At 72.6% G+C, this 10699-nt stretch carries 8 protein-coding genes; 2 read left to right on the top strand and 6 right to left on the bottom strand.

Annotated elements, in window-relative coordinates:
* Positions 1 to 169 precede the first annotated feature (169 nt).
* The gene (locus SOM13_RS09555; protein ID WP_320479549.1) at positions 170 to 1066 is read right to left on the bottom strand and encodes an endo alpha-1,4 polygalactosaminidase; all 897 of its coding nucleotides are present in this window, start codon (positions 1064 to 1066) and stop codon (positions 170 to 172) included.
* Between the two features lie 59 nt (positions 1067 to 1125).
* On the bottom strand, positions 1126 to 2106 hold the full coding sequence (locus SOM13_RS09550) for a hypothetical protein (RefSeq protein ID WP_320479548.1): 981 nt from the start codon (positions 2104 to 2106) through the stop codon (positions 1126 to 1128).
* A gap of 218 nt (positions 2107 to 2324) precedes the next feature.
* On the opposite strand from SOM13_RS09550, the gene SOM13_RS09545 reads away from it, so the two are divergent.
* The gene (locus tag SOM13_RS09545; RefSeq protein WP_320479547.1) at positions 2325 to 3263 is read left to right on the top strand and encodes a hypothetical protein; all 939 of its coding nucleotides are present in this window, start codon (positions 2325 to 2327) and stop codon (positions 3261 to 3263) included.
* A gap of 17 nt (positions 3264 to 3280) precedes the next feature.
* On the opposite strand, the gene SOM13_RS09540 is transcribed toward SOM13_RS09545, so the two are convergent.
* Both SOM13_RS09540 and SOM13_RS09535 read right to left on the bottom strand, forming a co-directional pair.
* A complete protein-coding gene (locus tag SOM13_RS09540; protein ID WP_243216442.1) occupies positions 3281 to 4585 on the bottom strand; it encodes a PP2C family protein-serine/threonine phosphatase in 1305 nt (434 codons plus the stop codon).
* 188 nt (positions 4586 to 4773) lie between these two features.
* Positions 4774 to 6177, bottom strand: coding sequence for an MFS transporter (locus tag SOM13_RS09535; RefSeq protein ID WP_320479546.1), 1404 nt, complete (start codon positions 6175 to 6177; stop codon positions 4774 to 4776).
* A gap of 266 nt (positions 6178 to 6443) precedes the next feature.
* Between SOM13_RS09535 and phoA the strand changes: the two genes are divergently transcribed.
* The gene (gene phoA / locus SOM13_RS09530) at positions 6444 to 8450 is read left to right on the top strand and encodes an alkaline phosphatase (RefSeq protein WP_320479545.1); all 2007 of its coding nucleotides are present in this window, start codon (positions 6444 to 6446) and stop codon (positions 8448 to 8450) included.
* Between the two features lie 128 nt (positions 8451 to 8578).
* Here the strand turns inward: phoA and SOM13_RS09525 are convergent, their stop codons facing one another.
* Both SOM13_RS09525 and SOM13_RS09520 read right to left on the bottom strand, forming a co-directional pair.
* Entirely contained in the window at positions 8579 to 9283 is a 705-nt protein-coding gene (locus SOM13_RS09525; protein ID WP_320479544.1) for an HAD family hydrolase, read from the bottom strand.
* Between the two features lie 262 nt (positions 9284 to 9545).
* Positions 9546 to 10568, bottom strand: a complete 1023-nt coding sequence (locus SOM13_RS09520) for a LacI family DNA-binding transcriptional regulator (RefSeq protein ID WP_320479543.1) — start codon at positions 10566 to 10568, stop codon at positions 9546 to 9548.
* Positions 10569 to 10699: the final 131 nt, after the last annotated feature.

Below are 10699 nucleotides of genomic sequence, written 5' to 3'. Positions count from 1 at the left end.
CGGGGGTGGTTGGGGCGCGTCCGGGGCACCGGGGGGGGGCCACCGCTGCCCCCCCGCCGATGACGGGAACCCGCCGAACCCCGAGTAGCTCAACGCGGTGCAGTGCAGTGCAAAGCAGCTCAGCTCAGTGCAGCGCAGTGCAAAGCAGCTCAGCGCAGCGCAGCGCGGCTCAGCAGGCGGTGTACGCGTAGGCCGGGTCGTCGGCCGGCACGAGGTCGCGGTCGCGCACGATCGTCGTGGGCGCCGGGTCGAGCGCGGCGACGCGGTCGCACACCTCGGCGGCCGTGCCCCGCAGGTCGTCGGTGTACTCGACGTCGAACACCAGCGCGCCGTACACGTCGGTGAACGTGTCGCACTCGTCGAAGAGATCGCACTCCTCCGTGATCGCGAAGTCGTAGCCGATCTCGTCTCGACCGCGGGCGCCGAGATCGGCCGTGTTCTTCTGCGCGGCCGCCAGACCGACCTCATGGGCCTCGGCGACGAGCAGCGTCGCGTAGGCGACCGCGTCGTCTTCGTCGAACGCGCCGTCGGAGCGGGTCCACGAGTCGAGGTTGTCGAACTCCACCGCCTGGTAGCCGGCGTCGGCGCAGCCGTCGATGCTGGTCGCCAGGCGGGCGGCGATCGCCTGACGGTTCGGGTCGGTCGCGATGTCGAGGATGTGCTCGTCGGGCCAGTTCGGGTCGACCAGCGGTTCGCCGCCGGGCAGTCGCACGAGCAGATCGCTCGGCCAGTCGACGCCCGGCTGGGTCTGGAATCCGTTCACGTAGCAGATGCCGTAGGCGCCGTCGGCGGGTTCGTCGGTGCTGTCTCGTGCGACGACCGAGGCTCCGTCGGGGACGGCCGACGCGCCTCCTAATTGGTAATCGAAGCCTGCACCGGCCGGGGGCAGGGCGACCTCGGAGGAGGAGGCGCTGGCCGCACCGTCACCCGACCCCGTCGAGCAGGCGGTCACCCCGAGCACGAGCACGGCGCAGGTCGCGAGAGCGGCCCCGAAGCGGGCGGATCGGCGGGTCGAGCGGACCCGGGCGAGGCTGCGAGGAGAGGTCGGTTCGATGGCGTTCGGCACGAGCCGAGCCTAGGTCACGACGACGAGCCGCCGTCGGGGTCGACGGCTGACCTGTGGAGTCAGCGCTGTCGGGTGCCGGAGCCGGTCGGCGTCTCGGCGGTCGGCGGCTGCTCCGCCGGACGCTGCTCCGCCGAACGCTGGCCCACGGGACGCTGCGCAGCAGGACGCGGCTCCGCAGGACGCTGCGCAGCAGGACGCGGCGACACGGGAGGCAGGTTCGCCGGGCGCAGCGTCGTGGGTGACGGCGTCGTCGGCGAATGGCGGTCGGCGAGGAACCTCGCGCGGGCGCTGGTCAGGGCCTCCTCGCGCTCGAGGTCGCGCTGGCGGTCGACCTCACGCGCGGCGGCGAGAGCGCGGGCGTTCTCGCGGGCACGGGCTGCAGCGGCCGAGGAGGCGCGGCGCATGCCATCCCCCGTGGCGCGCGCCCCGGCGGCGGTCGCGGCCCCGGCGGCCCGGCTGCTGCTGCGGACGCGGTCCCACCCCGACTTGGCGATCGGTCCGGCCGCGGCCGCGATCGTCGCACTCCGGGTGCGCAGCCGGTCGGCGGCGCTGGGCCCGACCGGAGCGTCGTCGACGGGTGCCCGTCTCTCGGGTGCGCGCCCCTCGGGCACGTACCCCCGGGGCTCGTCCTGGACGGAGGCGTGGCGGGCCGGCTCGTACGCGGCGGGCTCGTAGCCCGCGCGGTCGGGAACGGAGGAGGCGCGGGCCGGGGGAGCCGGGCGGGGAACGACCGCGCGCTGGTCCGCGGGGGCCTGGCGCGCCTCCTCGGCGGGGTCGGAGGTCGGTTCGACCGAGTCGGCGGGCAGGGCGCCGAGGACTATGTCGGCGAGACCGACCAGGGCGAAGGCGAGCCCCGAGACGAAGAGGCCGATGCCGAGCACGGCGAACGCCACGGCCTCGAAGTCGAGCTGGCCGGGGGCGACGTAGTCGCCGGAGAAGAGACCCGTCTGCACGAGCCGGAAGGTCGAGGCGAGGGCGATCAGCAGACCGGCGGCGCTCATGACGAGGCCGGCGGTGACTGCTGCGGAGACTCTGTTCATGGGGCACCTCCTCTTGCGGACTGGACGGACGGGCCATACGGGCCCGGATGGGACGGGCTGGGTGATGCAGCCCTGCTGAGAATGTAGTCCTCGGGAGGGCTCCGCGGGTGAGCACGGGTGCGCGGAGGAGGCGCTGTGTCGTGCACAGTGCGCACGTTCCGGGCGGTTGCACGGGGTTCGCGGGGTCTTCTCCGATCCGGGGTCGACAGCATCGACGCATGGCTGACTTCTCACGACTCATCGGTGCCGCCAAGCGCGCGCTCGACAACTCGAACTCCGGGAGCGGCTCGGGTGCGCGACCAGGCTCGGGCTCCGGGTCGACGGACTGGCGCGACATGGTGCGCAAGGTCACCGACAAGGTGACGGGCGACGACCGACAGGGCCAGGGCGGCCAGGGCTACGGCCAGGGCCAGGGCCAGCGCCAGGGCCAGGGCGGCCAGGGCTACGGCCAGGGCTACGACCGCCAGCCCCAGGGCTATGACCAGGGCCAGCAGAGCTACGGCCAGGGCGCGCCCCGGCAGCAGAACCCCGGGCAGGCTCGCGACGGACGATCCGGTGCCGGGCTGTCGCCGGCCGACCGGCAGGCGCTCGCCAAGTACGACTACCTCTTGCAGACCGCACCGCCGCAGCAGCTCGAGCAGGTGCACCGCGACGCGTTCGAGCGACTGACGCCCGCGCAGCGCGAGCAGGTGCTGGCCCGTCTCACCGCCGAGTCCCCGGCCGGCGATCGCCCGGCGTCGAGCAGCCCGGCCGACCTGGCCCGCTCGGCGACCCGCGGCGAGGTCGCCCGGCCCGGGCTGATGAAGCGCGTGCTGGGCAGCAGCGGGGGCAAGGTGGCGGCCGGTGCCGCCGCCGGTGCCGGCGTCGCCGCACTCGGAGGCCTCGCGCTCGCGGTGGCCGGCGGGGCGGCCCTCAGCGCCGTCGCGGCGCCGCTGCTGACCGACGCCCTCGCCTCGGGCGTCGACTTCGAGCAGTTCACCGGCGGGTTCGAGGGTCTCGAGGGGCTGGGTGGCTTCGAGGGCGTCGACGGTCTCGCCGCGAGCGGGGAGGACCTCGCCGCGAGCGGCGGGGACTTCGTCGGCGGTCTCGGCGAGCAGGCGAGCGAGTTCGGCTCGAACTTCCAGATCCCCGGGCTGAGCGACTTCTTCGACCGGTAGCCGTTCGGGGCGAGCGTCTAGTCGCGGGTCGGGGTCGTGCGGGCCGGCTCGAACGTCGCCGCCATGACGGTGACGTCGTCGGGGCGCTCCTCCAACCCGGCCGTGGCGGCGATCGAGTGGACGATGGCGGCCGCGCCGGGCGTCTGACGCACGAGGTCCTCGAAGCGGTTGACCGCCTCCAGCTCGTCGTCGTAGAGGTCGAGCACGCCGTCGCTGACGCAGATCAGGGTGTCGCCGGCGCGGGCCTGCGTGGTGAAGGTCGTCCACTCCGTGCCGATGCCGATCGGCAGGTTGAGCGAGCGCAGCCGCTCGACCGTTCCGTCGGCGCGGCGCAGCACGGCGAGGCCGTGACCGGCGTCCGACCAGTGGATGACGCCGTCCATGCCGATCCGGGCATGGAAGCAGGTGGTGAACTGGGTGTCGACCCCGAGACCGCCCGTCTCGACCCCGGTGGAGGCGCGCTTGAGGGCCGTCGCAGGGTCCGACTCGTCGGCCGAGCTGCGCATGACCGCCCGGACGGCTGCCGCGATCATGCCCGCGCCGACGCCCTTGCCCATGACGTCGCCGAGGGTCAGCGCGATGCCGTCGTCGGTGGGGTACCAGTCGAAGAAGTCGCCGCCGACGGTGCGGGCCGGCACGCACGCGCCGAAGACCGAGAACGAGTTCGGCAGGGTCGACGCGTCCGGCGGCAGCAGCGACTGCTGCACCACGGCGGCGCGGTCGAGCTCGCCCTGGACGGCGCGCCGCCGGGCCTGCGACAGGGTGAGGCGCAGTTCGGCCTGCCGGGCCAGCTCGTTCACGGCGACCGCGAGGGTGCCGTAGACGACGACGGACAGCACGAGTCGCACGACCTCGCTCGACGGCGGCCCCGACGGGTCGAACAGGAACGGCATCAGCAGGGTGACCGACGATCCGATGGCCGGGTAGACGACGTGGCGTCGTCCCGGGTTGGCCGCGATCCAGACGATGGGCAGCAGCACGAAGTTGAGGTAGACCGAGCGGCTGTCGCCGGTGCCGTGCCGGAGCAGACCCACGGCGACGAAGTCGGCGGCGGGGATCAGCAGCTCCCAGCGCAGCGGCACGACGCCCCGGTCGATGGCGAGCGCGAAGCCGAGGGCGAGGCCCGCCAGGGCGACCCCGGACCAGAGGGCGACGGCGTCGGTGACCGTCAGCCACGGCGCGCTCGTGCTGAGCACGCCCGCGGCGAGCATGAGCGCGGCGATGAACGCCTGCTTGACGAACGGGAGGCGGCGGGTCGAGATCCGCTCGGCTGCCCGGGTGAGGAACCGCGACCGAGGCCCGCTGGTGCTCTGATCCGACATGCGTCCTCCATCGCGGACGGCGGTGACCGTCCGTTTCGTGCTTGTGGTACCCGTCGCACGAAGAGGTGGAAAGGTCCGTCCAGTTTAGATGCTGGGACATCCTCACCACTCACCCTAGAGGCGGAGCGGTGGGCCTGAAGGCCCCCAGTGCGCGGGTCGACAGAACCGTCGGCCCGAGGAGGCGCGGGTCAGGTCGGCCGGTCCGTCGCGGTCCCCTCGTCCAGACCGAGATCGCGGGCCGCCTGCTCGCGCGCGGCGCGCTCGCGAGCGGCGGTCTGCCCCGCGGCGTCGCCGTCGTGCTGCAGCGTGTAGTGGAACCGCCCGGCACCGACCACGGGGAGCGCGCCCGTCGCCACCGCCGGGTCGTCGGGCAGCACCCGGTGCACGCGCAGATGCCGACCCCGGATCAGCCACACGACCGCCACGGCGGCGGCGACGAAGCCCGAGGCGGCGGCCACGCCGATGGCCCAGCGGGGGCCGGCCACGTCGGCGACCCAGCCGACGACCGGTGCGCCGAGCGGCGTGCCACCCGTGAAGACCGCCATGTAGAGGGCCATGACGCGGCCGCGCATCCTCGGTGCCGTCGTCAGCTGCACGGTCGCGTTCGCCGTCGTCATGAGGGTGATCGACGACAGCCCGACCGCGACGAGCACGGCGGCGAAGCTCCAGTACGACGGCATCAGGGCCGAGACGAGGCAGGTGACGCCGAAGGCGAGCGCGGCCGCGATCAGCACGCGCCATCGGGGCCGCTCGCGTCGGGCCGAGAGCAGGGCGCCGGCCAGCGAGCCGACGGCGATGCACGACGAGAGCAGGCCGAAGCCGCTCGCGTCGGTGCCGAACTCGACGCTCGCCATCGTCGAGGTGAAGATGGCGAAGTTGAGGCCGAAGGTGCCGATCACGAACACCATGACGAAGACGACCACGAGGTCGGGACGGTCGCGGACGTACCGGAACCCCTCTCTGATCTGGCCCTTCGCTCGCGAGACGACCGGTTTCAGCTCGAGCTGCGCCACCCGGATGAACCGCAGCGACAGCAGCACCGCCGCGAACGAGCCGGCGTTGATCATGAACACCCAGCCCGTGCCGATCGTCGCGATGAGCACCCCCGCGACGGCCGGGCCGATCAGGCGGGCGCCGTTGAACGAGGCCGAGTTGAGACTGACGGCGTTGGTGAGATGACCGGGCGGGACGAGCTCGGAGACGAAGCTCTGCCGCACGGGCGCATCGATGGCGGCTGCGACGCCGAGCAGCAGAGCGAAGACGTAGACCATCCAGAGCTCGACCGTGTCGGTCAGCACGAGCAGGCCGAGGGCGAGTCCGAGCAGGCCCATGCTCAGCTGCGTCACCATCAGCAGCCGTCTCCGGTCGAACCGGTCGGCGATCAGCCCCGTGACGGGCACCATCAGGATGGGTGGCGCGAACTGCAGCGCCATGGTGATGCCGAGCGCCGTCGCATCGTCGTCGGTCAGATCGGTGAGGACGAGCCAGTCCTGCGCCGTGCGCTGCATCCAGGTGCCGATGTTCGACACGAGGGCGCCGGCGAACCACAGCCGGTAGTTGACCAGCGAGAGGCTGCGGAACATCGTGCTCACGACACGCCCTGCGGACGGACGACGGCGGTCTCGAGTCGAGGAGGCGCGGTGTCGGTCATCGAGGAGCCACGATAATCGCTCCGCCCGGGTCCCCGCCGCGATCGGTGCAGATGGCGCAAGTCTGCGGCGCGCGCAGTGCGTTCCGTGGCCCGACACCTGTCGGACACCCGGACGACACGCGGTGTTATCGGCGGACCGGTCGACTGATGCGGTCCCCCGATCAGGGGTGGACCCGCACCGTCGATCACCTGGAGCAGGAGCACGAAGTGACCCCCACGACCCGCCGCCGCCGCGCGGCCCTCATCACGGGGGCGGTGGCGATCAGCGCCTCCTTGGCCCTCGTCCCCACCGTTGCGTCCGCCGCGACGCCCGCCGAGGTCGCCGAGAACGGCGGCGCCGCCCGCAGCATCGACGACAGCACGCAGGTGCTGCTCGACTCCGTGAAGGGCGGACCGGCGAAGAACGTCATCCTGCTGATCGGCGACGGCATGGGCGACTCCGAGATCACCTCGGCTCGCAACTACGCCTACGGCGCCGGCGGGCAGCTGCCCGGCATCGACGCCCTGCCGCTGACCGGCCAGTACACGACCTACTCGCTGTACCGCGACGGCGCGAACAAGGGGAAGCCGGACTACGTGCCCGACTCCGCCGCGACCGGTTCAGCCTGGGCCACCGGCACGAAGACGTACGACAACGCGATCTCGGTCGACATCGACGGTGTCCCGCAGGACACCCTGCTCGAGATCGCCAAGGCGAACGGCAAGAAGACCGGCAACGTGTCGACGGCCGAGCTGCAGGACGCGACCCCGGCCGTGCAGGCCGCCCACGTCGCCGCGCGGAGCTGCTACGGCCCCGACTCGGTGACCCAGTGCGGCGCCGACGCCCTCGACCAGGGCGGTCTCGGCTCGATCAGCGAGCAGATCATCGGCACCCGGGCCGACGTCACCCTCGGAGGAGGCGCGGCGTCGTTCACGCAGACCGCCCGTGCCGGTCAGTGGCAGGGCGAGACCCTGTTCGACCAGGCGGCCGACCGCGGCTACCAGATCGTCCGCGACGCCGCGGGTCTCGGCGCCCTGGCCGCCGCCGACCAGACGGCCCCGGTGCTCGGCACGTTCACCGACGGCAACTTCCCGACGCGCTTCGCCGCCACGACCGCGACCGTCGGCGGCGCCGACCTCGCACCGCAGACCTGCACGCCGAACCCCCAGCGCCTCTCGACCGACCTCTCGCTGCGCTCGCTCACCGAGAAGTCGATCGACCTGCTGGACACCGGCGACGAGGGCTTCTTCCTGCAGGTCGAGGGCGCCTCGATCGACAAGCGCGACCACAGCGCCGACGCCTGCGGTCAGATCGGCGAGGTGCTCGACCTCGACGAGGCCGTGCGGGCCGCGCTCGACTTCGCGATCGCCGACGGCGACACGATGGTCATCGTCACGGCGGACCACGCGCACACCAGCCAGATCGTCGACAGCACGCCGCCCGCGACGCTCAGCACCGCGCTGACCACGGTCGACGGCACGACGATGAAGATCGCCTACGGCACGGCCGCGGCCGGCGGATCGCAGCAGCACACCGGATCGCAGCTGCGGGTCGCGGGCTACGGCCCCGGCGCCGGCAACGTGGTCGGCCTGATCGACCAGACCGACAACTTCTTCACCATCGCGAACGCCCTCGAGCTCGACCGCGACCTCGACGGACTGAGCGCCGACGCGACGATCTCGGGTCCGACCGAGGTGGCGCCCGACAGCGGGTTCACGGTCTCGGCCGCAGGGCTGGGCGGCGACCGTCAGGTGCGGGCAGTGCTCGACGCGGGTGACGGCAGCGACCCGGTCGACCTCGGGCTCGTCGACGTGGTCGACGGCACCGTGACGGTCAGCGCGACGGCTCCCGCCGAGGCGGGGACCGCGACGGTCACCCTGACCGGCGTGCAGTCGGGCCTCTCCCTGAGTGCGGTCGTCGCGGTCGTCGACGGAGCGGTCGTGCCGGCCCCGACGGCGACCCCGTCGGCGACCCCGGCACCGGGCGACCCGTCGGCGACGCCGACCGACCCCGCCGGCGTCGTGCCGGGCGCGGATGACGGCAGCGCGGGCGGCGCGGGTGGTGCGGGCACGGCCGGCTCCGGACCGCTCGCCTTCACCGGGTCGGAGGCGCTGCCGGCGCTGCTGCTCGCCCTGATGCTCGTCGCCTCGGGCGCCGTGCTCGTGGCCCGCCGTCGTCGCCAGCAGCAGCAGCAGCTCGCCTCGGCGAACGGGGACCTGGGGCCGCAGCTGTAGCGCGTCGCGCGTCGGGCGCAGCGCGTCGCGAGGAGCGCCCAGCGCGTGCCTCCGAGTGGACGAGACACCGTGCGATACGCGGAGTCTCGTCCACTTCGTGGTGCGTGCGGCGGGGTGGCGTCCGCGGACTACTCGCGGCCGAGTCGGCCGATCAGGCTGGTGTCGAGCGAGTCGAGCAGATCGGCGACGTCGTCGTAGACCTCGTCGGCACCCGCCTCGACGAGCTCGTCGCGCGAGAATCCGCCGCTCAGCACGCCGATGCAGCGGACGCCGGCGCGGTGGGCCGCCGCGACGTCCCACACCGCGTCGCCGACCATGATCGCCTGCGCGGCGGGCACGCCCGCCTTCTCGAGGGCGACCTCGACGATGCCCGGGTCGGGTTTGGCGGTCTCGACGTCTTCGCTCGAGGTGACGGCCCAGAGGGCGTCTTCGATCTGCAGCAAGGAGCGCAGCGCTTTCAACTCGTTCTCGGGTGCGCTCGTCGCGAGCACCACCGAGTGACCGCGGCCGGCGAGCGCCTCGAGGAGGTCGGTCGCGCGGTCGAGGACGTGCAGGTCGCCGCCGTCGCCGAGGTGCTCGTCGTAGAAGCGGGTGTGGGCGTCCTTCACCTTCTCGACGAGGTCGTCGTCAGCATCGTCGCCGATCAGGCCGGAGATCAGCAGCGACGAGTCCTCGCCGATCGAGCGGTGGATCCGCCAGCTGTCCACCGGGTGACCGACCTCGGCGAAGGCCCGCGACCAGGCGTCGACATGCGCGTAGTTGGAGTCGACGAGGGTGCCGTCGATGTCGAAGAGCACTGCGGTGTCGGGGGAGTCGTGCGGTGTGGACGTCATCGAACAACCTTGCACCCGCTGCACGGATCGCGTTCCGATCGGGTGCCCGCGCCTCCTCGGTGTGCCGAACCCGACCGCGCATGCTCGGCCTGGTGTACCGAACCCGACTAAATCGCGGCTCAGGTGCCTTTTGGTGGCTCAGCGCCATCTTTTCGGCCGATTCTGTCGGGATCTGCACACAAGCAGGGCCGCTGTCGCGCGCTGTGCCCATCAAGCGCTGTCGCGCGCTGTGCCTGTCAGGCGCTGTCGCGCGCCGTGCCCATCAAGCGCTGTCGCGCCACATGATGTCGGTGGGGAGCAGCACGCCCGTGGTGGGCAGGTCGGCGCCGCCCAGCTGGTCGAGCACCTGCTGCGCGGCGCGGCGGCCGAGGTCTTCGGCGGGCTGGCGCACGGTCGAGAGGGCCGGGGTGCAGCGGAGGGCCCACGAGCTGTCGTCGAAGCCGACGATGCCGACCTGCGCGGGCACCTCGATGCCGCGGCGGTGCAGCACGTCGAGGGCCCCGGCGGCGACGGCGTCGGACGCCGCGAAGACGCCGTCGACCGCGGGGTCGCGCCGCAGCAGCTCGGACATGCCGTCGACCCCAGCTGTGTAGCTGTAGAACGGGTTGCGGACGACGAGGTCGGGGTCGAACAGGTCGCCGAGCGCCGTGCGGAACCCGGCGAGGCGGTCTTCGCCCGAGTCGCGGTCGAGCCCGGAGGCGAGCATGCCGATGCGACGCCGACCGGTGTCGACGAGGCGGCGGACGATCGCCTCGGCCGCGGCGCGGTTGTCGATGCCGATGAACGGGATGTCGGGGGCGTCGGGCGGGTGGCCGACGAACGACGCGGGGAGGCGCAGCTCGGCGACCGCCTCGGAGATCGGGTCGCCCGTACGGGCCGACAGGATGATCGCCCCGTCGACGAAGCCGCCGCGGAGGTACTCGATGACCCGGTCGCTGTCGCGCTGCGAGTCGATCATCAGGGTGACGAGCTGGTGGTCGGCCTGCGACAGGACGGCGTTCGTGCCGATCAGGATGTTGCCGATGTTGGGATCGTCGAGCACGACCGAGTGCGGCTCGTGCACGATCAGCGCGATCGCTCTCGAGCGCTGCGTGACGAGGTTGCGGGCCGCCGCGTTGCGCACGTAGCCGACCTTGGCCACGGCCGCCTCGACGGCCTCGCGCGCCTGCGCCGACACGTACGGCTCGTTGTTCAGCACCCGCGAGACGGTGCCGCGCGAGATGCCCGCCTCGGCCGCCACGTCGTGGATCGTGGCCCGGCGTCTCGGGGATCTCGGACCGGACATGGGAGTCACCTTAGCTGAGCCTGAGAGGGGTCGTGAGGCCGGAACGAGCGGCTGTGGACGAAGGAGAACGTGAGTGATGTTGACAAATCCGCGACGGGTGGGCTTTACTCTGTGAACCTTCCCAGAAATTG

The sequence above is a fragment of the Frigoribacterium sp. CFBP9030 genome (genome assembly GCF_034045195.1).
In the GTDB taxonomy this organism is placed as follows: domain Bacteria; phylum Actinomycetota; class Actinomycetes; order Actinomycetales; family Microbacteriaceae; genus Frigoribacterium.
This window is presented reverse-complemented; position numbering and strand designations above follow the sequence as displayed.